General features: G+C 56.0%; 22 protein-coding genes and 1 pseudogene. 15 read left to right on the top strand and 8 right to left on the bottom strand.

What is annotated here, in order from left to right:
- Nucleotides 1–112 precede the first annotated feature (112 nt).
- The 5 genes from hxsA2 to ACZ9BB_RS09935 are packed head-to-tail and all read left to right on the top strand — an operon-like array spanning nucleotide 113 to nucleotide 3,909.
- Nucleotides 113–397 (top strand): His-Xaa-Ser repeat protein HxsA2, encoded by a 285-nt coding sequence (gene hxsA2 / locus ACZ9BB_RS09955; RefSeq protein WP_476213612.1) that lies wholly within the window; start codon nucleotides 113–115, stop codon nucleotides 395–397.
- Nucleotides 397–699: a His-Xaa-Ser system protein HxsD gene (hxsD, locus tag ACZ9BB_RS09950; RefSeq protein WP_476213611.1), complete on the top strand. Its 303-nt coding sequence runs from the start codon at nucleotides 397–399 to the stop codon at nucleotides 697–699. Before hxsA2 ends, hxsD begins: the two co-directional genes overlap by 1 nt.
- A complete protein-coding gene (gene hxsB / locus ACZ9BB_RS09945; protein WP_476213610.1) occupies nucleotides 692–2,149 on the top strand; it encodes a His-Xaa-Ser system radical SAM maturase HxsB in 1,458 nt (485 codons plus the stop codon). Before hxsD ends, hxsB begins: the two co-directional genes overlap by 8 nt.
- Nucleotides 2,143–3,318 carry a His-Xaa-Ser system radical SAM maturase HxsC gene (hxsC, locus tag ACZ9BB_RS09940; protein ID WP_476213609.1) on the top strand — a complete coding sequence of 392 codons (1,176 nt, stop codon included), beginning with the start codon at nucleotides 2,143–2,145 and terminating at the stop codon, nucleotides 3,316–3,318. Before hxsB ends, hxsC begins: the two co-directional genes overlap by 7 nt.
- A 27-nt stretch (nucleotides 3,319–3,345) precedes the next feature.
- Nucleotides 3,346–3,909, top strand: a complete 564-nt coding sequence (locus ACZ9BB_RS09935; RefSeq protein ID WP_476213608.1) for a class I SAM-dependent methyltransferase — start codon at nucleotides 3,346–3,348, stop codon at nucleotides 3,907–3,909.
- A gap of 92 nt (nucleotides 3,910–4,001) precedes the next feature.
- Here ACZ9BB_RS09935 and ACZ9BB_RS09930 read toward each other — a convergent pair whose 3' ends face one another.
- The 3 genes and pseudogenes from ACZ9BB_RS09930 to ACZ9BB_RS09920 all read right to left on the bottom strand — a co-directional run.
- Nucleotides 4,002–4,772, bottom strand: a complete 771-nt coding sequence (locus tag ACZ9BB_RS09930; RefSeq protein WP_476213607.1) for a nuclease-related domain-containing protein — start codon at nucleotides 4,770–4,772, stop codon at nucleotides 4,002–4,004.
- A 163-nt stretch (nucleotides 4,773–4,935) separates the two neighbouring features.
- On the bottom strand, nucleotides 4,936–5,304 hold the full coding sequence (locus tag ACZ9BB_RS09925; protein WP_427623876.1) for a hypothetical protein: 369 nt from the start codon (nucleotides 5,302–5,304) through the stop codon (nucleotides 4,936–4,938).
- Between the two features lie 47 nt (nucleotides 5,305–5,351).
- Nucleotides 5,352–5,546 (bottom strand): annotated as a pseudogene (locus ACZ9BB_RS09920) (transposase domain-containing protein); the annotation flags it as partial.
- Nucleotides 5,547–5,929: 383 nt separating this feature from the next.
- On the opposite strand from ACZ9BB_RS09920, the gene ACZ9BB_RS09915 reads away from it, so the two are divergent.
- Entirely contained in the window at nucleotides 5,930–6,799 is an 870-nt protein-coding gene (locus tag ACZ9BB_RS09915) for an AraC family transcriptional regulator (protein ID WP_476213606.1), read from the top strand.
- Between the two features lie 118 nt (nucleotides 6,800–6,917).
- Here the strand turns inward: ACZ9BB_RS09915 and ACZ9BB_RS09910 are convergent, their stop codons facing one another.
- The 3 genes from ACZ9BB_RS09910 to ACZ9BB_RS09900 all read right to left on the bottom strand — a co-directional run bounded on the left by ACZ9BB_RS09910 (nucleotide 6,918) and on the right by ACZ9BB_RS09900 (nucleotide 9,300).
- A complete protein-coding gene (locus tag ACZ9BB_RS09910; RefSeq protein WP_476213605.1) occupies nucleotides 6,918–7,475 on the bottom strand; it encodes a helix-turn-helix domain-containing protein in 558 nt (185 codons plus the stop codon).
- Nucleotides 7,476–7,574: 99 nt separating this feature from the next.
- Nucleotides 7,575–8,417: a helix-turn-helix domain-containing protein gene (locus ACZ9BB_RS09905; RefSeq protein WP_476213604.1), complete on the bottom strand. Its 843-nt coding sequence runs from the start codon at nucleotides 8,415–8,417 to the stop codon at nucleotides 7,575–7,577.
- Between the two features lie 112 nt (nucleotides 8,418–8,529).
- The gene (locus ACZ9BB_RS09900) at nucleotides 8,530–9,300 is read right to left on the bottom strand and encodes a DeoR/GlpR family DNA-binding transcription regulator (RefSeq protein ID WP_090322866.1); all 771 of its coding nucleotides are present in this window, start codon (nucleotides 9,298–9,300) and stop codon (nucleotides 8,530–8,532) included.
- Nucleotides 9,301–9,564: 264 nt separating this feature from the next.
- Here ACZ9BB_RS09900 and ACZ9BB_RS09895 point away from each other — a divergent pair, with 264 nt between their 5' ends.
- Nucleotides 9,565–10,845, top strand: a complete 1,281-nt coding sequence (locus tag ACZ9BB_RS09895; RefSeq protein WP_476213603.1) for a haloacid dehalogenase-like hydrolase — start codon at nucleotides 9,565–9,567, stop codon at nucleotides 10,843–10,845.
- Between the two features lie 126 nt (nucleotides 10,846–10,971).
- Here ACZ9BB_RS09895 and ACZ9BB_RS09890 read toward each other — a convergent pair whose 3' ends face one another.
- Nucleotides 10,972–11,625: a hydrolase gene (locus tag ACZ9BB_RS09890; protein ID WP_429426958.1), complete on the bottom strand. Its 654-nt coding sequence runs from the start codon at nucleotides 11,623–11,625 to the stop codon at nucleotides 10,972–10,974.
- 772 nt (nucleotides 11,626–12,397) lie between these two features.
- Here ACZ9BB_RS09890 and ACZ9BB_RS09885 point away from each other — a divergent pair.
- From ACZ9BB_RS09885 to ACZ9BB_RS09850, 8 genes are all read left to right on the top strand, one after another.
- Nucleotides 12,398–13,807 (top strand): circularly permuted type 2 ATP-grasp protein, encoded by a 1,410-nt coding sequence (locus tag ACZ9BB_RS09885; RefSeq protein ID WP_476213602.1) that lies wholly within the window; start codon nucleotides 12,398–12,400, stop codon nucleotides 13,805–13,807.
- A 3-nt stretch (nucleotides 13,808–13,810) separates the two neighbouring features.
- Nucleotides 13,811–14,761: an alpha-E domain-containing protein gene (locus tag ACZ9BB_RS09880; protein ID WP_476213601.1), complete on the top strand. Its 951-nt coding sequence runs from the start codon at nucleotides 13,811–13,813 to the stop codon at nucleotides 14,759–14,761.
- Nucleotides 14,758–15,555: a transglutaminase family protein gene (locus ACZ9BB_RS09875; RefSeq protein ID WP_476213600.1), complete on the top strand. Its 798-nt coding sequence runs from the start codon at nucleotides 14,758–14,760 to the stop codon at nucleotides 15,553–15,555. Before ACZ9BB_RS09880 ends, ACZ9BB_RS09875 begins: the two co-directional genes overlap by 4 nt.
- Nucleotides 15,556–15,635: 80 nt before the next feature.
- Complete coding sequence (locus tag ACZ9BB_RS09870) at nucleotides 15,636–16,373, top strand: proteasome-type protease (RefSeq protein WP_476213599.1); 738 nt, start codon at nucleotides 15,636–15,638, stop codon at nucleotides 16,371–16,373.
- Nucleotides 16,374–16,566: 193 nt separating this feature from the next.
- On the top strand, nucleotides 16,567–17,874 hold the full coding sequence (locus ACZ9BB_RS09865) for a dicarboxylate/amino acid:cation symporter (RefSeq protein WP_476213598.1): 1,308 nt from the start codon (nucleotides 16,567–16,569) through the stop codon (nucleotides 17,872–17,874).
- Between the two features lie 232 nt (nucleotides 17,875–18,106).
- The gene (locus tag ACZ9BB_RS09860; RefSeq protein ID WP_476213597.1) at nucleotides 18,107–19,075 is read left to right on the top strand and encodes a Bug family tripartite tricarboxylate transporter substrate binding protein; all 969 of its coding nucleotides are present in this window, start codon (nucleotides 18,107–18,109) and stop codon (nucleotides 19,073–19,075) included.
- Nucleotide 19,076: 1 nt separating this feature from the next.
- On the top strand, nucleotides 19,077–19,568 hold the full coding sequence (locus tag ACZ9BB_RS09855; protein ID WP_476213596.1) for a tripartite tricarboxylate transporter TctB family protein: 492 nt from the start codon (nucleotides 19,077–19,079) through the stop codon (nucleotides 19,566–19,568).
- Nucleotides 19,569–19,592: 24 nt separating this feature from the next.
- Nucleotides 19,593–21,101, top strand: a complete 1,509-nt coding sequence (locus ACZ9BB_RS09850; RefSeq protein ID WP_476213595.1) for a tripartite tricarboxylate transporter permease — start codon at nucleotides 19,593–19,595, stop codon at nucleotides 21,099–21,101.
- A 266-nt stretch (nucleotides 21,102–21,367) separates the two neighbouring features.
- Here ACZ9BB_RS09850 and ACZ9BB_RS09845 read toward each other — a convergent pair whose 3' ends face one another.
- On the bottom strand, nucleotides 21,368–21,799 hold the full coding sequence (locus ACZ9BB_RS09845; RefSeq protein WP_476218261.1) for a nuclear transport factor 2 family protein: 432 nt from the start codon (nucleotides 21,797–21,799) through the stop codon (nucleotides 21,368–21,370).
- Between the last annotated feature and the right edge of the window lie 82 nt (nucleotides 21,800–21,881).

The raw sequence follows: 21,881 nt of genomic DNA, 5'->3' as shown, positions 1-21,881 counted from the left end.
TTGTGGATGCCGGATATCGGAAAAGGGCCGCAATAACCGATCGCACATTGACATCATGGAAATGTGCGCCGAAACTCAAAAATAACCCCAACAGTGATAGGGATATCTCATCATGAAAAAGCGTTCTTTTCTGGTACCTCTGGCTACTCTGGCCGCAGCCATAGTCACGGAACAAGCTTCAGCGATAGCTACCCAAGAGGGTGTCGAGCCCAGTACCGACGCGACGAACACGCTCCAGGCCGATGCCCAAGGTGAAAACCTTTCGGTACGCAGTGGCAATGATCAATTCGCCTTTGTTCTCAAACGCGGGGACCAAGGTCAGATGATGGCTTACCATAGTTCTCACAGCTCTCACGCCTCTCACGTTTCTCATGCCTCCCATACCTCGGGCTCCTAATGGCACTCTCGGATACGCTGGTCTTTGACGAGCGGCTTTATGACGCGCAGGTTCTGCAAAAAGCCGCTTATCGCTCAATCAATTCACTGACGGTTGATATCACATCAACAGGGGGGCAATTTTTCTGTGCCTTATCCTCGAACATTGGTGTTGACGAGACTTCCTTTCTGACTGCCGTTCAAGAGTTCAAGAAGGACGTACTTGACTACCAGTTGCGCCACCGGCTGAACGCTGAGACGCAGCCTATCAAGAACCTGATCCTTGGGCTGGCTTTTTCAAAAACCGGGCTGACTAGTGAGTAAATTCCAGAAGCTGGAGTTCTACGCGCAGCAAAACACCTACGAGTTGCTGCCCTTCAAGTTTGACCGCCTGAATGACGACGAGTACGTCATCACCAACATGGCAGGCGAATTTCACGTCATACCGGCGTCGATGCTTGAGCCAATCATAAGCAAGACGCTTGCGCTCTCCTCAGAACTGATCGCTACGCTACGGTCCAAACAGTTCATTCGCTTTACCAACGAGCAGGCGCCACTTCAGCTTCTGGCACTCAAGATTCGCACGCGGTTGTCCAGGCTGGCCCAGTTCACCAGTCTGCATATCTTTGTGGTGACCTTGCGCTGCGATCATAGCTGCCCATATTGCCAGGTATCGAGGCAGTCAGAGAGTAAAGGCGAATTCGATATGACCACGGAGATGGCAGACAAGTCGTTAGATTTCGTTTTCAGATCTCCGAATCCGGCCATCAAAATTGAATTTCAGGGGGGCGAGCCGCTGCTGAACTTCGAGATGGTGAAGTACGTCGTTCTTGAGGCAAAAGAACGTAACATCAAGGAAGGACGTGACCTGCGGTTCGTCATTGCGACTACGCTATCGTTACTGACTGATGACATCCTCGATTTCTGTAAGCAGCACAACATCGTGCTTTCATCTTCTCTCGATGGGCCAATGGATCTGCATAATGCAAATCGCCCACGGCCAGGTCGAGATAGTCACCAGCGTTTCGAGGAAGGCCTGAAGAAAGCCCGTGCCACCCTCGGCTATGACCAAGTGTCGGCCCTGATGACAACCACAGATAAGAGCCTGCCACGAGCACGTGAGATCATTGATGAATACTTGCGCCTTGGCTTTGATGGCATCTTCCTGCGCACGCTTTCCCCTTACGGCTTTGCTATCAAGACCAAGAAATTCATGTCTTATGACACGGAGCGCTGGCTGGAGTTTTACAAGGAAGGTCTTGAGTACATCATTGAGCTAAACAAGTCGGGCATACGATTTGTTGAGCAGTATTCCGCGATCGTGCTTACAAAAATGCTGACATCAGGGGACCCCGGGTTTGTTGACTTAATGAACCCCGCCGGTGCTGTTATCGCAGCCATCGTGTTCAACTACGACGGATCGGTCTACGCCTCAGATGAAAGCCGTATGCTTGCCGAAATGGGTGATCATACATTCCGGCTGGGGAGCATTCTTGAGCATTCATATGAGGAGATCATCCTCTCGGATCAGCTTCTCGATGCACTGGAAAGCTCCTTCACTTTAAGTGTCCCCATGTGTTCTGACTGTGCATTCGAACCTTACTGTGGCGCTGAACCTGTCTACCATCACGCAATACACAAGGATGTGGTGGCAAGAAAGCCTGAGTCGGCTTTCTGCAAGCGGAATATGTCGATCTTCAAGCACCTCATAGAACTGATGGGAAGCGATGAGCAAACAAAACGGATTTTTATGGGGTGGGCCAACCGATGCTGAAGCTCGGCGGAAAGATTATCCGAATACATGCGGTTGATGTTGATAAGGCCATCACCTTGGCCAAAGTATCAACCAGTCGGAATCTGCCCGAAGTTTTGCGACGAGAAATGGCCTACTTGGTTTCCGATAACCAGATACCCCAAGGATTCGCGCACTATCTGCTGGTTGAGAAACATCGGAATCTGGTTGATGCGCTCCCTTTGGACTCTGACTTTTCAATTCTGCCGGATGACTACAGCTATATCGGTGATGGCGACGTTGTCCGGCTTTCAGCGGATCGTCAGAGCATCCGAGTGTTGTTTCGTGCATCGTCGCTGCACAACAGTATCCTGGTCACAGAGCAGTGTAATCATTACTGCCTTATGTGTTCCCAACCGCCGAAAGCCGCTGATGACTCATGGATACTCGACGAGATTGAGAGCCTGATTCCGCTGATTCCAAAAGACACCCACGAATTGGTGTTTACTGGGGGAGAGCCAACGACCAACCGGGAGCGCTTCCTTAAGATCATCATGCTGACAAAAAGTTATCTGCCAAGAACAGCCATCCACATTCTCTCGAATGGACGTAGTTTCAAAGACCCTGCGTTCGCTGAACAGTATGCGCAGATTGAATTGCCTGACGCGATGATCGGAATCCCTGTCTATTCAGATGATCCGACACTGCATGACTACATTGTCCAGGCCCGGGGCGCATTCGATGAAACCATTCAGGGCATTCTCAATCTGAAGCGCTTGGGCCAGAAGGTTGAGATCCGAGTCGTCATTCACAAACTCTCAGTAAAGCGCCTTCCTGAATTGTGTGAGTTCATCGCACGCAATCTTCTGTTTGTTGACCATGTAGCGCTGATGGGCCTTGAGATGATGGGTTTTACCAGAGCTAATCTCGATGAGCTGTGGATCGATCCATTCGAGTACAAAGACACACTTAGCAAATCGGTTGCCATTCTGGCCAAATATGGCATGCATATCTCGGTTTACAACCATCAGCTATGCTTGGTGAATCCAGACATTGAGCCTTACTATCGCCGGTCAATCAGCGACTGGAAGAATGAATACGCCACCGAGTGCGAGGCATGCACTCGCAAGTCGGACTGCGGAGGATTTTTTTCGTCAGGGATCAAGCATGGCTACAGTAAGAGCCTAATACCTTTTGTTGATCTACGCTAATGGTCGGCATCAAGATTATTTTGTGATTTGTTGCGCGGCGGAGTAAGTTTAATTATAGAAAAATACAGTCGACATAAAAAGCCAATATCCAATGAGCCGTCAAGTTTTTTGGCGAGAGAGATATCAGGACTGAATTTACCTAAAGGGTCTCTTGCTCTTGATTTGGGGTGCGGCTATGGTCGCAATTCCGTACTATTATCAAGGTACTTTGCGAATGTAATAGCTGCTGATCTTTCTTATAAAAGCTTCAGCGATTTATGGCATTTAAATTGCAAAAATATACACCCAGTAATCCTCGATTGCAGGCAGCCACTCCCATTCTTAAATAATACATTCTCAGCTGTCATAGTTGTTCATTTATACCATGAAGATTTAATTGTTAACTTGATTGATGCAGTCCAGCCGGAAGGTTATTTTATTTATGAAAGCATTGCTGGCAATGGTGACAACTGGCGAGAGTTGAGTCTTCCTGGAGAAGTAAAAAGGCTTTTAGAAAAGCAGTTTATTGTCAAGTATTACTTAGAGCGACCTGTAGGCCCTGATAAAAGAAATGCTACCGTGAAAGTGGTTGCCCAGAAAAAAACTGGCTGACAAACAAATTTTCCTTATCAATCCTAGCGCACGCTCAATGGCTATAAGTGGCCGAAGCCCACCATATCTGCCAGTCCATCTTCGAACGCCAGCTATAGGCTTTGCATCACTCGGCACTTGGGAAACGCCGAGCATCCCCAGAACTGTTGTCCTGCTTTCGGACCTGACTTCACGGTGCAAATGAGTAATGCACTGCCGCATTTTGGGCACTTGCGCTCAGCTCTTGGATCGCTGCGGCGTTTGAGATTTCGCACATGCTCACGGTGGGTGGCCAGGGTTGGTGCGCGTCGGCCGGCTTGCAGGGCATTCACTAGTGCGTCGACTTCGGCCTCGCTGAATACCGGCTGCTGGGATGACTTGATGTAGCGGATGAAGCCGATGCCTTGGGTGACGTTGGCCGGCATCTCGGTCTTGAAGGTACTGCCACCAACGAAGGTAATGACCGAATGCAGGTGTTCCGGGTTTACGCCAAGGGTGGTCTCCAGTACCTTGAGATGCTTGTAGTTCTGCCGCAGCGGGCTCTGGAACTTGAAGGTTCTCCTGTAGAGTTTCTGCGTCCACTGCGGTTGCTTTTCGCTGCCGAAGATCCAGCCGCTCATATTCTTGGTCTCCAACACGAAGATGCCGAAGGGGGAAAGGAAGACATGGTCGATCTGGGTGCTGCCGTCGGAGGTATTCAACGTGACGTTGTGCAGGCGGCGGTAGGTCTGCTTGTCCAGTTGCCAATGAGCGAACAGGCGTACCAGGAGTTCGCCTATATGCCCCTTGGCCCAAGGTGATTTGAGCAGGCCGATTAGCAGCATCAGTGGGATAAACCAGCCGAGAGTGCCCCAGACCTGCGCGATGATGGGGGTGAAGTCCATTTCTCTGCCTCAATGATTCAGCGATTTGGGGATGCCGTGGACGCTTTCGAGCGTCTCCTTCTGGCCGATTTCTGCCCGTCACAAAGGGCTGCAGTCCAACGCAGCCGCTCGCCTAGGTGTACTTTCGGTACTTCCTGAACAGGGAGCCAATGTCGTCATCAGCCTATTCAATTCCCCCCTGGCTGTTGAGGGAAGCCATTGCTCGCTGCTCTGAAATCGGCATAAGCACAGGTTTTGTGTCCTCGACATGGATGTAGACAAACCAGCGATCCGGCGGGCAGTGAAGAATCCTGTGGACATCGAACAGCCTTTTCCCGACTTTGCCACGGGCCCCTAACATTGTGTGATCCTGTCGGATTTCCACATTTTCAATACCGTGCTGCGCCATGGCTTTGCGAAATGCTTCGTCGATTTGTTTTTTGTTGCGGCGCTGATAGGTCACATGCGTGTGGTACATCGCATAGCAAAAAAGTACGCTGAACGTCATCAATATCAGTTCGAGGCCGAACCTGCTCCAGAAAGAATCGCCCATGCCAGGTAGTCCTGAGATAGTCCTTGGGTTGTACTGTCTGTAAACATCTACCTACCATCCCTGCGTATGTTGATCAGGCGTCCATTTATGTTATGCGGCAGCAGCTCGGCAATGTCATTTGCCTGCTGCGTCGGCAGACACCTGAGTACGTCCTTCAAAAAAGCATACGAACCATGCCCGTTGAGCCGTGCTGACGGGATTCGACTCAGCATAGCAGCGGCTCGCTGGCCGTTGCTTAGCGACGTTTACTTCTGCTCGAAAGCAGCTTTGGATCGAACGTCTGCTTCTGGCCGATTCTGTTGAAAAAGTCGGCTTCGGTTTCCACGGCAGAAAAGTACGCGCCTGAGATTGAAATCTGTGTTTTTGGCAGAAGGTTCAGGACTCGGATTTCACGTAGCAGTGTGCAAAAGAGGTGTTTTCACCCATCAATGTTCGAGCGTTTTGGGAAAACCGACTTTTTCAACAGAATCGGCCAAAAGGGACACCTGGAATTCCCCAACCTTTACATCGCCTTGGAAGAGATCGCATTGGCCAACCAAACATGCCATGAGCAAACGCGGCTAGGCGCGTTCACGCCGTTATAGTCGACTCTATTGCCGACCGTACTTCCAGGAGCCTTTTCCCAGTGTCTGACATGCCGATCAACTTCGCTTACACAAAACGCTTCAACGCCGTACTCGCCTACATTGATGCCAATCTCGAAGGTGACCTGTCGGTGAAGACGTTGAGCCATGTGGCGAACTTTTCGGTGTTTCACTTCCATCGACAATTCACCGCGTTCGTAGGAGTGCCGGTCTCACGTTATGTGCAACTGATGCGGCTACGACGCGCGGCACATCGCCTGGCCGCCCTTGCTGATCACTCGGTACTGGACGCCGCACTTGGTGCCGGTTTTGAAAGTCCCGAGGCATTTTGCAGGGCGTTCAGGCGGGCGTTCGGTATGACGCCGAGTGCGTTCAGGAAGGAACCGAACTGGCAGGTCTGGAATACGGTATTCGCAATCCCCCACTTTTCCAGGACGATCATCATGCAAGTACGAATCGTAGAATTCCCTGAAGTCAGGGTAGCGGCGCTTGAGCACCGCGGACCAGCCGGGCTTGTCAATGAGAGCGTGCGCAAGTTCATCGAGTGGCGTATGCAGAGCGGACAGTCGCCGGTGGCATCGAGTCGCAGCTTTGGCATTCCCTATGGCAACCCCGATACGACACCTCCACAAGCATTCCGCTTCGCAATCTGCGGCGAGATTCACGAGGCTGTGGTGCCGAATGAGTTCGGTGTGCACGAGATCGTCATTCCCGGCGGTCGCTGCGTCGTGGTGCGACACGTGGGGTCTGCGGATCACATCGGCGAAACGATCTATCCGATTTACCGCGATTGGCTTCCTGCCAGTGGAGAGGAACTTCGTGACCACCCGTTGTTCTTCAATTACCTGAGCGTCTATCCCGAGACGCCGCAGGATCAATGGCAAACTGACGTGTATGTTCCGCTGCAATAGCGGAGCGAGCAGCTTTCGACCCAAAGCACACGCTCGCCAGGTATTTAACCGGCCAAGAGCCAACCTTCGACCGGTAAATGCGCCTGGGCAAAGTGCCTGCCATCAATGGCAGCACCCATCAGGCTCCCACTGACAATCGGATGGGTGTGGTGGCCTTGATGGATTCTCCAGGGGGGATCCCCCCCTGCAGCTGGGACTTTTCCCGTGCACGCCACTTTCCTGGGGTCATACTAAATTTCCTGGAGAACATTCTGCAGAAATGGGATTGATCAGCAAACCCGCACTCCAAGCCCACTTGAGAGATAGAAAAATCAGTTTGCTCAAGGAGTTCTTTCGCTCGGGTTAATCTTGCAAGCTGAAGCCAATAACGTGGGGCGTGGCCCGTAGCATTCTTGAAAGCTCGGGAGAAATGACTTCGTGACAAGGAACACTCCTTGGCTACAGCCGAAATCTGAATGCCGCAATCAAGGTTTTCCATCATGACTTCTTTTGCTTTTCGCTCCTGCCAATAACTCAGTCTGCCCCGCCCGTTATTGGTCGCTATGAGTCGCAGATAGGCGCATGACATCGTCATGATCTGCTCAGCGCCAAGCCCGGCGGCACCGATTGCGATGGATGTCCGTTTGTCACCGCCCGGGCTGGACTCGAAGACTTCAAAAACGTCCACGTCGCTCATTGTGACCTCTGAATGTTGGAGACGAGGTCTATTGTGGCCAGCATCAACTTGGCGAAAGCGCTTGATCGGGCCGTCCATGCGCCCGTTTGGGCCAGATCGTTAGCGGGGTTTGCGTAACCCGCTTGGGGTTAGACCCAGGTAGCGCTTGAACAGTCGAGCAAGGTAAGAGGGGGAGTCCAGGCCTACCGCGAGGCTGACTTCGAGGATCGATAGTGAAGTGCATGAGACAAGCCGGGCGGCCGTTTCCACTCGGGTGCGGTTGGTGAAATCCAGCAGGGTTTCGCCCGTAATGGCTTTGAAGATACGAGTAAGGTGACGCCGTGACAGGTGAAACTCATGCCCAATCGACTCAATATTCAACTCGGCTTCCAGATTCTCCCGAACGTAGCGCTGTATGTCGTGAACCAGCATCGCCTGCTGCTGATGTTCACTCGGCTGTGGCTGTGGCTGTGCCTGCTGACAAGCGATAACCCGCGCGCACTCCTCGAAGAGCAGATGATTGAGATGGGGTAATTGGCGCTGAAAGGCCTGCGCAGATGCACTGTCTTGCAGTTGCTCGTACAAGCGCAAGATGGTTTCTAGCGCCTCGGTTCCTTGCCAGGTCCCCGATCGATTTACCTGTTTGGCGAAACCGCAGTAACCGGCCATCTGTCCTTGGCGTTTGACGTAAGAGGGGGCGACATACAAGGTCATATGTTTCTCCCGTCCCGGAGCCGCGTGGGTTGCGTGTGCAAAGTCTGCTGGCACAAAGGAAAACGACCGGCGCGAAACGTGAGAAGTCTGGCTGCTTTCGGTCGACAGCAATAGCCCACCCTGGCGGGGTAACAGCAGCATATGACAGTCGTGGGCGTGCCAATCCACGGCGTAGCCGCTGGTGTCGCTAGTCTCCAAGTGAAACACTTCGGGCGATTTACCACTGAGTTTGGGCGACATATAGGCCATTACGTAGACCCCTTGATATTCACTGCTGTCTTGGCCATGTCCAATTGGTATTGCGCTGGCTTTACCGTGCGGTCACTGGGCGAGAGTGCCTGTTGCAACCGCCAAGCCACCGCTACACCAGGACAATACGTTTGAGCTTGGCGTTCAGTGCGGCGAACGCCGCTTCGGTACTGGCCTTATGGTTGGTGATGAGCACGTCGATGCGTTCTGGCGGGCAGAAAGCGACACGGCTCTCCACGCCAATCTTGCTGTAATCGGCGAGGATGACTACGCCTTCGGCATTGTCGGCCATGGCGCGCGCCACTTCGGCTTCGCGGTGGTCGTAGTTGCTGGCACCACGCTGGGCGTCGATGCCGACCGGCGACAACAGCGCCAGGTCGGCCCGATAGCGGCCAATTTCCGCCACCGTGGTGCTGCCGACCGTTGCTGGCGCACGGTCATCGAGTGAACCGCCCAGTACCAGCACCTCGTTGTGCCGACCGCCCGACGCGGCGGGGTTGCGCAGTTGCAGTGCCACGTTGAACGAGTTGGTGATCACGGTCAGCCCTCCCAGCTTGGCCAACTCTTCGGCAAGGATGACGGTGGTGGTGCCCGCGTCGATGAACACCGTCTGCCCATGCGACAGCAGGCTGACCGCGGCGCGCGCGAGGTCGCGCTTGAACTTGACGTTGCTTTGCGCCCGCTCGGCGATTGGCGCTTCGTCTTCAACGCGGATGGCGCCGCCGTGTATCCGCTTCAACTCTCCCTGTTCTTCCAGAGCGACCAGGTCGCGCCGCACAGTCTCGCGAGAAACATTCAGCTCCGTGACGATGCGGTCGGTGGTGACGCGCTGCAAGGTCGATAGCAGTGCGCGGATCCGCTGGTAACGCTCTTCTTGCCACATACCGGGTGTCCCTGCTGTTCGAGTCGCTGTCCGAGCCCGCATTGTGGAGGGGCGTCAGTCGCTGTCAAGTTTGGCGCGGCCCCATGATCATTGAGCTGATACGGTCTGCGCGCCATATTTGTGTAATGTTGAGGCATTATTGTTTTTTTGTGTATATGGAGCTAGCCTCGTGGCCGGACGGTTTCTTCCCCACGTCCGCATTTCGAAACACGCTTTCGCCATCGCCTCGGTTGTAACCTCTCGTCTAGAAGTAGGAGCTATGCCATGCAGCGTCGCCAGTTTCTGAACACCCTCGCCACCGTTTCCGTCGTCTCTCCGCTGTTGTTGTCATCCCGCCTGACGCAAGCCGCCACACCCCCGGCCACACCAAGTGCGCTGGACCCGGCGCGCTGGTCGCCGCTTAACCAGAAGCGTCTGCAGGCGGTGATCGATGGGCACGGCGTCAAGAGCGCGTCCTACCGTCCAGAGCAGCGCCCGTACGCGGTGTTCGACTGGGACAACACCTGCATCATGAACGACTGTGAAGAAGCGCTGCTGGTCTACCAGATCAATCATCTGCAGTACAAGCTGACGCCCGATGAGTTCGCCGCTGTGGTGCGTCAGGACGTGCCGAACGGCGCGTTCATGAAGGACTACACCACGGTGGATGGCAAGCCGGTCAAGATGGAAGACATTGCCAGCGACGTGGAAGCGGATTACCGCTGGTTGCACGCCAACTACAAGGGGCTCGCCGGCGACAAGAGCCTGGAAGAGATCCAGGCGAGCGAGCAGTACAAGGATTTTCTCGCCAAGCTCTACTTCATGTACGACGCGATCTGCGACAGTTACCCAGTGGAGATCGGCTACAAGTGGATTCTGTATTTCTACAAGAACATGACCACGGCTGAGTTGCAGGCGATGGCGGAGGCTTCCAACAACTACGCCATCGGCGACGCGCTGCGCAAGATCAAGTACGAGAGTTCGCGCACATTACCGGGCAAGGCCGGAGTGGTAGCCGATACCCATTTCCATGGCATTCGTATCCATGAGGAGATTCGCGGCCTGATGCACACGCTGCGCGCCAACGGCATCGACGTCTATGTCAGCACCGCCTCGATCGACGATGTAGTACGCGTGTTCGCGGGCAATCCCCATTACGGATACGGCGTGCCGCCTGAGAACGTGATCGGCCTGCGCATGGCGATGGAAGACGGCAAGTACACCACTCGCTATCAGCCAGACTGGCACTTCAATTACGGTCCGGGCAAGACCGTCGGCATCAAGAACGTGCTGGTTAAACAGAAGGGCTATGGCCCGGTGTTGGTGGCTGGCGACAGCGACGGCGATGCCTGGATGCTGCGCGACTTCAACGATACGGCGGTGGGGGTGATCGTCAACCGCATGAAGAAGGGCGAGATCGGCGCCGACAGCCAGCAGGCTGCTGCCCAACTGGGAAAACCGGACGCCCGTTTCGTCCTGCAAGGGCGCGACGAGCACACTGGCCTGATGATTCCAGACGAGAAATCGCTCAAGTACGGTAAAGACGAGCTTAAGCTGCTGGCTTGATGGCACTGGCTCGCGGGTGGCCGGCGGCCATCCGCGAGCCGCAGTGCAACCGGCAACCTTTGAACTGGCGGCATGAAGAGTCCGGCCACCCTGAAACAGCGACTGCGCAGAGTCGCTGTTTTTTCCTCAATGGCCTTCCGAGGCGCCAAACATGGTCTTGGCATAGATCAGGCCCAGGCCATAAGCACCACCGTTGGCGATGGAGGTTTTCACCGTCTCGTCGTAAGTCTCGGTACGTGCCCAGTCGCGCTGCAGTTCAAGCAGGTATTGCAACGAGGTCATGGGGCGGGCGCCGATCTGGATCATGCGTTGCAAGGCCATTTCGTGAGCCTCGGTGGTGACATCACCGCAGGCATCGGCAATCACGTAGACCTCGAAACCCTGGTCAATCGCCGAAAGGGCCGGCCCCACGATGCACACGGAAGTCCACAGACCGGCCAGGACGATTTTCTGTTTGCCGAAGGCGTTGACTTCGACGGCAATGCGCTCGTCTTCCCAGGTGTTCATGCTGGTGCGGTCGATCACTTTGTGGTCCGGGAACACCGACTTGATTTCGTCGAAGATCGGGCCGGAAAAACTCTTCTCGGCGACGGTAGTGAGGATGGTCGACACCTCGAAGCCACGGGCTGCCTTGGCCACAAGTGCGGCGTTATTGCGCAGGGTGACGGCATCGATCGACTTGGTCGCGAAGGACATTTGCGATTGATGGTCGATCATGATCAGGGTGTGATCGGTTGGGTTGAGCAGGGTTTTGCCAGGCGCTGCCTTTGCGATAGCCATGATGTTTTCCTTACGTATTGAGAGCGGGTTACTCATCAAGTCGAGGCCATGGTTACGCATTCCACCCAATCGGGATTGAATGGATGTGCTGCGTTTTGCAGGTTGTCGAACGCGTGCGTGGCCCGGTTTTTTTTGCCTCACTACTTGGCATTTTTGTTTTGCCTGAAAACTCTTGGTGCATTTTTTCGAGCCTTAATAGTGCAGTCGATATTAATCGAGGTACCGAGGACGAAGCTTTGTATTACAGGGGGAATAAAACTAATGAGTAGAAATTTCCCGCTTATAGGGCAAAAAAACCCCTTTAGTTGCTAATCGCACCATTTTTGCCCGCTCCAGACTTGTGCAAGTGACAAGTGGGAAAGTCGTTTTAGCGATTTGACTGGTTTTTGTCTCAAAAATGGAAATAAATGTCTCAAGGTCGTCTTTTTGCAAAGATTTTTCGTTTTTTTTCAGTGGTAACAAGAGTGGGCACAGCCCTTGCAAAAGTACTTTCAAACCACCGCAAGTGTGGTTTTCAACGAAAAAAGATAATGGGGAACGTTATAAATGGGGCGCCAGAAATCAAACCGCAAAGGCCAAATCCCTGGCGTCGGGACGCGTCAGAAGATTGCCGGAGTCATGGGGAATTTATTTCCGAATGTGACAGGAAGTTAACGACGCACACTGAGGTGCTTGACAGAAACAGTACTCACTAAAACAACGTAAGGCCTTATTTTATTGAAATAGCAAAGTGATAAGAAAATGCCGTCTGTATTGCGGCAAGGAGTGGGGTATGTCCCGAGCTTTTTTTAACGAAATGTATGATGCGAGTGGTGGCTGCCGCCCACATTACCAGGAGTTCGCGCGTTGGTTGGCGGACACACCTCTGGAGTTGCTGGATCAACGTCGTCGCGAAGCCGACCTGTTGTTCCACCGAGCCGGCATCACCTTCACCTTATACGGGGACGAGCAGGGCACCGAGCGGTTGATTCCGTTCGACATCATTCCGCGCAGCATCACAGCCCGCGAATGGCAAACGGTGGAGCGTGGCTGCATTCAACGGGTCCAGGCATTGAACATGTTCCTGGCCGACATCTACCACGGGCAACGCATTCTCAAGGAGGGCATTATTCCGGCCGAACAGGTATTGGCCAACGAGGGTTATCAGGTCGCCATGCAAGGCCTGGATTTGCATCGCGGCATTTATGCCCACATCTCCGGGGTCGATCTGGTCCGCGACGGGGATGGCAGTTACTACGTACTGGAAGACAACTTGCGCACCCCCAGCGGTGTGAGCTACATGCTCGAAGACCGCAAGATGATGATGCGCTTGTTCCCCGAACTCTTCGCCGCCCAGCGTGTGGCGCCCATCGATCACTACCCCAATCTGCTGCTGGACACCCTCAAGAGCTCCAGCCCCCTGGACAACCCGACGGCCGTGGTATTGACCCCGGGTCGCTTCAACAGCGCTTACTTCGAACACGCATTCCTGGCCCGAGAAATGGGCGTGGAACTGGTGGAAGGCGCCGACCTGTTTGTCCGCGACGATCATGTCTACATGCGCACCACCGCCGGCCCGAAACAGGTGGATGTGATCTATCGCCGCCTCGACGATGCCTTCCTCGATCCGCTGTCCTTCAATCCTGACTCCATGCTGGGTGTCCCGGGGCTGGTGGCGGCCTATCGCTCGGGGAACGTGGTCCTGGCCAACGCCGTCGGCACCGGTGTGGCCGACGACAAGTCGATCTACCCCTATGTCGACGACATGATCCGTTTCTACCTCAGCGAGGAACCGATCCTCAAGAACGTGCCGACCTGGCAATGTCGCAAACCCGAAGAGTTGTCCCATGTGCTGGCCCATCTTCCCGAGCTGGTAGTGAAGGAAACCCAGGGTTCCGGCGGCTACGGCATGCTGGTGGGCCCGGCGGCCACGGCGGCGGAAATCGAGGACTTCCGCGCGCGCCTCAAGGCACGTCCCGAGGCCTATATCGCCCAACCCACCCTGTGCCTGTCGACGTGCCCGACCTTTGTCGAGAACGGCATCGCTCCACGCCACATTGACCTGCGCCCGTTTGTTCTGTCGGGCAGCGAAACCCGTCTGGTGCCCGGTGGCCTGACCCGCGTGGCATTGCGCGAAGGCTCGCTGGTGGTGAACTCGTCTCAGGGCGGCGGCACCAAAGACACTTGGGTAGTGGAGGACTAAGACATGCTTTCAAGAACCGCTTCGGACCTCTACTGGATGTCCCGTTACCTGGAGCGCGCCGAAAACCTGGCGCGCATGCTCGAAGTCAGTTACTCGCTGTCGCTGATGCCCCAGGCCGGGCGCACCGATGGCCGCGCCGAGCTGGCGATGTCGTTATTGGCCGCCGGCACGCTCGACGACTACAACGAACGCTACGGCGAACTCAACACCGAGCGCATGCTGCATTTTTTTGCGCTGGATGAAACCAACCCCGGCAGTATCTATTGCTGTTTGCAGGCCGCCCGGGCCAACGCTCACGCGGTGCGCGGACGCATCACCGCCGACATGTGGGAGAACATCAACGCTACCTGGCTGGAGATGCGCAATATCGCCAGCAATGGCCTGGCGCGTTATGGCATCAGCCATTTCTGCGAGTGGGTCAAGGAGCGCTCGCACCTGTTTCGCGGCGCAACCTCGGGCACCATCATGCGCAACGATGCCTACTGCTTCATTCGTCTGGGCACCTTCCTTGAACGGGCCGACAACACTCTGCGCTTGCTGGATGCGCGCTACGAAATGTTCGGCGAAGAGTCGGAGGAGGTGAGTGACAACTCGGCCCGCGGCTACTACCAGTGGAGCGCCTTGCTGCGCGCCTTGTCGTCCTTCGAGGCGTTCAACGAGATCTACCGCAACGCGCCCGGTGCCGAGCAGGTGTCCGAAATGCTGCTGTTGCGCGGCGATGTGCCGCGTTCGCTGCACGCTTGCATCGAGGAACTGGACCAGATCCTCGCCAGCCTGCCGGGCAACAACGGCCGACCGGCCCAGCGCCTGGCTGCGGAACTGAATGCGCGGCTGCGTTATACCGGGATTGACGAGATTCTCGGCTTCGGTCTGCACCTGTGGCTGACTGATTTCATCTCTCAGGTTCGCCATCTTGGTCAGACCGTGCACGAGTCCTATCTGGAGGTCGTATGAAACTGTCCATACGCCACGACACCACCTACAGCTATGCCGACGAAGTCTGCACCAGCATCCAGTTCCTACGGCTGACACCGCAGAACAGCGATCGCCAGCGCATCCTCGAATGGCACCTGGAATTGCCGCGCCTGGTCCGCAGCCAGTTCGATCCTTACGGCAACATCCTGCATGTGTTGACGATGGACGAGCCCCACGGAGCTCTGGTGCTGACGGCTTATGGTCAGGTGGAAATCGATCCGGACCGTGAGTTTGAACGCGACAGCCAATCGCCTTTGCCATTTCTGCGCACCAGTCACCTGACAAAATTGGACGATGCCCTGAATGCCTTTACCGTGCAGCACTGCGGTACGCGGCGTGATCGGACGGCGCTGATCGACCTGATGACTGGCCTGGCCGACCACATGGTCTACAACCCGGGTGCGACCACGGTGGATACCACCGCAGCCGAGGCGTTTGCGGGCGGAGGAGGGGTGTGCCAGGACCACACCCACGCTTTCCTTGCCTGCGCCCGCAGCCTGGGAATTCCCGCACGTTATGTCTCTGGCTACCTGTGTACCGAAGATGAAAATCACTTGGCCAGTCATGCATGGGCCGAAGCGTGGCTCGACGATGGCTGGTACAGCTTCGACGTGACGAATCGGTTGGCCCGGCCCGAACGCCATCTGAAACTGGCGGTGGGTCTGGACTACCTGGACGCCTGTCCGGTACGCGGTATGCGTCGTGGCGGCGGGGCTGAGTCGATGCTGGCTCGGGTACAGGTAACGTCCCTGTTTCAGGTTCAACACCAATAACCCCGAGTCAGTCGCAGCAACTGGCCATACCGTCGTGGAGACGGTATGGCCTCTCATCTCAAATTCACGAGTTAACACGAATGACTTATTGCGTCGCTATGCACCTGGCCGACGGGCTGGTGTTCATCTCCGATTCAAGGACCAATGCCGGTATCGACCAGATTTCAACCTTCCGTAAGTTGTTTATTTTCAGCACGCCAGGAGAGCGGCTGATCGTACTGCAAACAGCGGGCAACCTGGCCACGTCGCAATCGGTGGTCAACCTGCTCAAGCAACGTGCTAGCGGGTCGGGTACCCATCTGCTAAATGTCCGCACGCTCTATGACGCCACCGTGCTGGTGGCCGAAACCATTCGCGAAGTCGTCGCCCGGGATCGCACCAAGTTGGCGGGCAAGACCGACTTGAGTTGTTCCTTTCTGGTCGGTGGGCAAATCGCGGACGGGCCCATGGATGTGTACAGCATTTACCCGCAAGGCAACTTCATTCAAGCGACGGAGGACACGCCGTTCCTGCAATTGGGTGAAAGCAAATACGGCAGGCCGATCCTGGATCGCAACCTGAAGTTTCGCACCTCACTCGACGAAGGCCTGCGCTGCGGGCTGATCTCGTTCGACTCGACCATGCACAGCAACCTGTCGGTGGGCATGCCGCTGGACCTGCTGGTGTACCGCAAAGACAGTTTTACCTGTGCGAAAAGTTATCGCATCACGGCCGACGACCCTTACTTCAATCGTATCCGTGCACAGTGGGCCGCCGGACTGCAAGACATGCTCGCTGCACTGCCGGAGCCTCCCGACGTGTACATGATGCCTGCATGACGTAGTCGGCTGATAACAAAAATAACGATTCACCTCTTGTTCAAGCACCGCCCCGATTCAAGGGCGGTTTGCTTGCTGCCCGGTTCAGCGCACTTGAGCGGATAAAAGTCGTTCAGTGCATGGATCAACCTGTTGCGAATGAATCGCTGCCATTGAGGCAATTGGAACTGGGTTAAACCCATGGAGGTGTTTTATGAAGAGCAAATTACCGGCTGCGGCATGGATTCTGATCGCCATGACCCTGGGGATCCTTATCGGTTACATGGTGTTCATCAACTTTCCGGACAAGGAATCGGCGACCAAAGTAGCGGGGTACATCTCCATTGTCTCGGATGTCTTTTTGCGTCTGATCAAAATGCTGATCGGGCCGCTGGTGTTCTCGACGCTGGTGGTTGGTATCGCGCATATGGGCGATGCCGCGTCGGTCGGGCGCGTTTTTGCCAAGGCTCTGGGTTGGTTCGTGACGGCTTCGTTGGTGTCTCTGGTGCTGGGGCTGGTCATGGCCAATCTGCTACAACCTGGCCACAACCTCGGCCTTCCACTGCCCGATATCGGTGCCCACACTAACCTTGCGACGTCAGCCTTCACCCTGAAGGATTTCGTCGTCCACCTGGTACCCAAATCCTTCGCCGAGGCGATGGCCAACAACGAAATCCTGCAGATCGTGGTGTTCTCCATGTTCTTCGGTGTCGCGCTGGCGGCGCTGGGCAAAAAGGCCGAGCGCCTGGTGGGTCTGATCGAAGAGTTGTCCCACGCGATGCTGAAAATCACCGGTTACGTGATGAAGTTGGCACCCATTGCAGTGATGGCCGCCATGGCCGCGACCGTGTCGGTGAACGGGTTGGCAATCCTGTTGAAATTCGCCGTCTTCATGGGCGATTTTTACCTGGGGCTGTTCTTGTTGTGGGGGCTGCTGGTGCTGGCTGGCCTGCTGTTTCTCGGACCGCGGGTGTTCAAGCTCGTGGTGTTGATCAAGGAAGCCTTTCTGCTGTCTTTTGCCACGGCGAGCTCCGAATCGGCGTATCCGAAAATTATCGAGGCCCTCGATCGCTTTGGTGTAAAGCGCAAGATCTCCAGTTTTGTCATGCCGATGGGGTACTCGTTCAACCTCGACGGCTCGATGATGTACTGCACGTTCGCAGTGCTGTTTATCGCCCAGGCTTACGGCATCGAGTTGTCCATTGGTACCCAGATCACCATGTTGCTGATTCTGATGCTGACCTCCAAAGGTATGGCCGGTGTACCGCGGGCGTCCCTGGTGGTGATTGCCGCGACGCTGAACCAGTTCAATATTCCCGAGGCCGGGCTGTTACTGATTCTGGGGGTCGATACGTTCCTCGATATGGGGCGCTCGGCAACCAATGCGGTGGGCAACTCCATTGCCACTGCCGTGGTCGCCAAATGGGAAGGCGAACTGATGAGCGAAGAAGAGGCCCTGGCTCACGCCAGAACGCTGGATCTTGAGGACGCGGTGGTATCGGCGGTCCCGGTAAAGGCCTGAAACGCGGGCGTGCAGCCTAATAGAATAATGCCCCTGCGTTTCTGATCTGCTTTTGGTACCAGCCCCGCGGGACATCAGCTCATTGCGCGGGGCTATCGGTCATTACCATCCGGTTGATTGAAAGGACACCAACAAACACAACAATGACCTACGCTTATTCCCAGATGCCTGTTCAACGAGCAGGGGCTACCCCTGATCGAAAACAACAAGAACTGTTATCGGGAGATCACACATGCTTGCCTTGTTCCGTCGATTCAGCAGCAACATGGCCGCCGCCGTCATTACCGCCGCCACGCTCGCATCACCTGTTTTTGCGCTGGACACTGTCAAGTTCATGGCCCCAGGCTCGGTCGGGGGCGGTTATGACCAGACCGCGCGGGTGCTGGGCAAAGCCATGGTCGAGGCCAAAACGGCCAAAGCCGTCACCTTCGAAAACAAGGGTGGCGCTGGCGGCACCTTGGGGTTGGCGCAATTTGCCAACGGCACCAAGGGCGATGCCAATGCCTTGATCGTCGTCGGCGCCATCATGGTCGCGGCCATCGAGCAGAACAAACCGCAAATCACCTTGAAAGACGTGACACCCATCGCCCGGCTGTTTACCGAATACAACGTGATTGCCGTGCGTGACGATTCGCCGTACAAAACCCTCGGAGATTTGCTCAAAGACTTCAAAGCCAACCCCTCCAGCATCAAGTGGGGCGGTGGCTCCAAGGGCTCGATCGATCACATTGGCATCGCCGAACTGGCGAGCAAAATGGACGTGCCCGTCAACAAGGTCAATTACGTGGCCTTCGCCGGTGGCGGCGAAGTCGTCGCCGCGGTGCTGGGTGGCCACATCACGGTGATCACCGGCGGCTACGCCGAGCTTGCCAAATACGTGCAGTCCAAGCAGTTCCGCCTACTCGCCATCGGTGCGCCCAGCCGCGTTGAAGGCATCGATGCACCGACCCTCAAAGAGGCTGGCTACGACGTGACCATTGGCAACTGGCGGGGTGTTTACGGCGCAGCAGGCCTGACGCCTGACCAGCGCAAAGAACTGACCGAAGCTGTCCTGACCGCCACCAAAAGCACTGTTTGGCAAGAAAACGTCAAAACCAATGCGTGGACTCCGAGCATTCTGACCGGAGATGATTTTGGCAAATTCGTCGAAGAAGAACATGGCCGCCTGCGGGCGATGCTGGTCAAGGTCGGGCTGCTTTGAAATGACCGGGCGCTGGAGAGTCATACCGGCCCAACTGGCGATTGGCATCGGTGTAGTGGTCATCAGCGCGGTATTGGCAATCGGCGCCTCGCGGTTTCCTCCCGAGATGGGCTTCGTCATCATGGCGGCCTACGTTTATCCCTACGCCGTCGCGGCGTTTCTGGGCATCGTTGGCCTGTTGATGTGCTATCAGGCGCTCACCGGTGGTTTTCGCAACCTTGGCGATGAGCATGACACCATCGAGGCGCAGCCCGGCGGCAAGTCCGGGGCGTCGTGGGTCACGGCGGGGCTGGTGGGCGTCGCCGTGCTCATTTCCTACATCGGCTTCGTCTTGGCGGCCGCATTGCTATTTGCCTGTTCGGCACGGGGCTTTGGCAGTCGCAGCCCGTTGCGAGACCTGGCTATCGGCATCGCGCTGACCTTACCGATCTACTGGCTTTTCACCGCAGGGCTAGGGGTTTCCCTGCCGCCCCTGATCAACGCCTGGATCTGATCCGGGCCGAAGGAGGTCGATAAGGTGGATATTCTTGCAAGTCTGGCAAGCGGCTTCGGTGCCGCGCTGGCGCCGATCAATCTGATGTGGGGCTTTATCGGTTGCCTGCTGGGCACCGCGATCGGTGTTTTGCCGGGGATCGGGCCGGCGCTGACCGTCGCCTTGCTGCTGCCGATTACCGCCAAGGTCGATCCTACCGGGGCGCTGATCATGTTCGCCGGTATCTATTACGGCGCTCAGTTTGGTGGCTCGACCACCTCGATTCTGCTCAACACTCCTGGGGAATCGTCCTCCATGGTCACGGCCCTGGAAGGCAACCTCATGGCCCGCAACGGACGGGCAGGCCCGGCGCTGGCGACGGCGGCTATCGGCTCGTTTGTGGCCGGTACTATCGCGACAATTTTGCTGACGCTGTTCGCCCCTCTGGTTGCGGCCCTGGCCCTGAAGTTCGGGCCGGCGGAGTATTTCGCGATTCTGGTGCTGGCTTTCACAACGGTGTCTGCGGTACTCGGCGCGTCGATGTTGCGCGGCTTTGCTTCATTGGGTATCGGCCTGACCATCGGCTTGATCGGCCTGGACTCGACTTCAGGCATTGCCCGCTACACCTTGGGCGTGCCCGAATTGGTCGATGGCATCGAAGTGGTGCTGGTCGCGGTGGGCTTGTTTGCGGTCGGCGAGGCCTTGTACAGCGTGCTTTACCAAAAGGAAGAAACGGGCAGTCGACATCGCCTGACCTCGTTGTGGATGACCCGCGCCGACTGGAAACGCTCGGTTCCCGCCTGGCTACGGGGCACCCTGATCGGCTTTCCATTCGGGTCGATTCCGGCCGGGGGCGCGGAAATTCCGACGTTCCTGTCCTATTCGACCGAACGCAAACTCAGCAAGTACCCCAAAGAGTTCGCGGCCAGCAAAGGCGTGGGCGCCATCGAGGGCGTCGCCGGGCCCGAGGCGGCCAATAACGCGAGCGCGACTGGTTCGCTGGTTCCGCTGCTGACGTTGGGCATACCGACCTCGGCCACGGCAGCGATTCTGTTGGCCGCGTTCCAGAACTACAACCTGCAACCGGGCCCGCTGCTGTTCCAGACCTCAGGCGAACTGGTCTGGACGCTGGTGGCTTCTTTGTACATCGGCAACGTCATCCTGCTGGTGCTGAACCTGCCGTTGGTGGGCCTTTGGGTCAAACTGCTGCAGATTCCGCGACCGTACCTGAACGCCGGGATTCTGGTGTTCGCGACCATCGGCGTGTACGGCATGCGCCATTCATCCTTCGACTTGTTTCTGATGCTGGGCATCGGCTGGGCCGGGGTGTTGATGCGGCGTTTCGACTTCCCCGTCGCCCCGGTGATAGTGGGCATGTTGCTGGGGCCGATGGCGGAAAAACAACTGCGTAACGCCTTGTCCATCAGCCAGGGCGACTGGATGATCTTTGTCACGCAACCCATCGCGGCCTCGGTGCTGGCGCTGACGCTGTTGGTGCTGCTGGTGCCATACCTGCTGCATAAACGCGGCATCAAATTGCATGAGGATGATTGAGCACTTCGGGATATTGCGCCAGTCCCGAGCTGCGTCCTTTCCGGAGCCGAACGCGGAGCGTGCGTTGAGGTATTCCCACGCAGAGCGTGGGAACGATCAAAGGTTGCGCCGTGCTGGATCACATCCAGCATCACTATCATCTGACACCCAATAATCCCTGTGGCCAGTGAAATCTTTGTGGCGAGGGAGCTTGCTCCCGTTCGGCTGCGAAGCAGTCGCAACCCCGGGATGCGGTATGCCCGGCACAAAACCGACTCATGCGAAAATCAGAAACGATACGCCTGTCGTCCTACCAGTAACCATTTTCCATCCTGTTTCTGCCAGATCTGGAAATTCTCGATTTCCGTAGGGACGATCTCGGTTCCCTTGATGGCTTGCGCCGAAAAATGATGGCGAACCAAAGCCACATCACCCGACACGGTGATTTTCTGGTTCTGCATCTCCAGGGTTTTGAACGCGCTTTTTCCGGTTTCGATGTCGGCGATGAATTCTTTCTTGTCCTGGATTTTTCCGCTGGAATGCCCGTAGGTAAGGCTTTCAGCGGTCAGCGCATTCAACTGGGGAATGTTTTTGTTCAGCATGGCTTGAGTCAGATGGTCTACCGCTGCGGCAACGTCTTTCTCGCCCGATGAGGGGGCTGCCAACACATAGCCACTGACGAGGCACAGAAAACCGATAAGCAATTTCATTTTTTTCATGGGTATTTCCTTGTTGTTATGAGGGATGACAGATGAACGCACCATCTCGTCTGTCATCGTACAACTTAGCAGGTTTTTAATT

The organism is Pseudomonas sp. TE3552, assembly GCF_056278945.1.
The sequence above is the reverse complement of the archived record's forward strand: the minus strand, read 5'-3'. Positions and strand labels throughout refer to the sequence as shown.

Excerpts from the sequence above, each read along its gene's own strand:
- ACZ9BB_RS09885 (WP_476213602.1), top strand. The coding sequence starts at position 12,398 with ATGTCCCGAGCTTTTTTTAACGAAATGTATGATGCGAGTGGTGGCTGC.
- ACZ9BB_RS09895 (WP_476213603.1), top strand. The coding sequence starts at position 9,565 with ATGCAGCGTCGCCAGTTTCTGAACACCCTCGCCACCGTTTCCGTCGTC.
- hxsD (WP_476213611.1), top strand. The coding sequence starts at position 397 with ATGGCACTCTCGGATACGCTGGTCTTTGACGAGCGGCTTTATGACGCG.
- ACZ9BB_RS09905 (WP_476213604.1), bottom strand. The coding sequence starts at position 8,417 with ATGGCCTATATGTCGCCCAAACTCAGTGGTAAATCGCCCGAAGTGTTT.
- ACZ9BB_RS09925 (WP_427623876.1), bottom strand. The coding sequence starts at position 5,304 with ATGGGCGATTCTTTCTGGAGCAGGTTCGGCCTCGAACTGATATTGATG.
- ACZ9BB_RS09875 (WP_476213600.1), top strand. The coding sequence starts at position 14,758 with ATGAAACTGTCCATACGCCACGACACCACCTACAGCTATGCCGACGAA.
- ACZ9BB_RS09855 (WP_476213596.1), top strand. The coding sequence starts at position 19,077 with ATGACCGGGCGCTGGAGAGTCATACCGGCCCAACTGGCGATTGGCATC.
- hxsC (WP_476213609.1), top strand. The coding sequence starts at position 2,143 with ATGCTGAAGCTCGGCGGAAAGATTATCCGAATACATGCGGTTGATGTT.
- ACZ9BB_RS09890 (WP_429426958.1), bottom strand. The coding sequence starts at position 11,625 with ATGGCTATCGCAAAGGCAGCGCCTGGCAAAACCCTGCTCAACCCAACC.
- ACZ9BB_RS09910 (WP_476213605.1), bottom strand. The coding sequence starts at position 7,475 with ATGAGCGACGTGGACGTTTTTGAAGTCTTCGAGTCCAGCCCGGGCGGT.
- ACZ9BB_RS09880 (WP_476213601.1), top strand. The coding sequence starts at position 13,811 with ATGCTTTCAAGAACCGCTTCGGACCTCTACTGGATGTCCCGTTACCTG.
- ACZ9BB_RS09930 (WP_476213607.1), bottom strand. The coding sequence starts at position 4,772 with ATGGACTTCACCCCCATCATCGCGCAGGTCTGGGGCACTCTCGGCTGG.
- hxsA2 (WP_476213612.1), top strand. The coding sequence starts at position 113 with ATGAAAAAGCGTTCTTTTCTGGTACCTCTGGCTACTCTGGCCGCAGCC.
- ACZ9BB_RS09900 (WP_090322866.1), bottom strand. The coding sequence starts at position 9,300 with ATGTGGCAAGAAGAGCGTTACCAGCGGATCCGCGCACTGCTATCGACC.
- ACZ9BB_RS09845 (WP_476218261.1), bottom strand. The coding sequence starts at position 21,799 with ATGAAAAAAATGAAATTGCTTATCGGTTTTCTGTGCCTCGTCAGTGGC.
- ACZ9BB_RS09870 (WP_476213599.1), top strand. The coding sequence starts at position 15,636 with ATGACTTATTGCGTCGCTATGCACCTGGCCGACGGGCTGGTGTTCATC.
- ACZ9BB_RS09865 (WP_476213598.1), top strand. The coding sequence starts at position 16,567 with ATGAAGAGCAAATTACCGGCTGCGGCATGGATTCTGATCGCCATGACC.
- ACZ9BB_RS09860 (WP_476213597.1), top strand. The coding sequence starts at position 18,107 with ATGCTTGCCTTGTTCCGTCGATTCAGCAGCAACATGGCCGCCGCCGTC.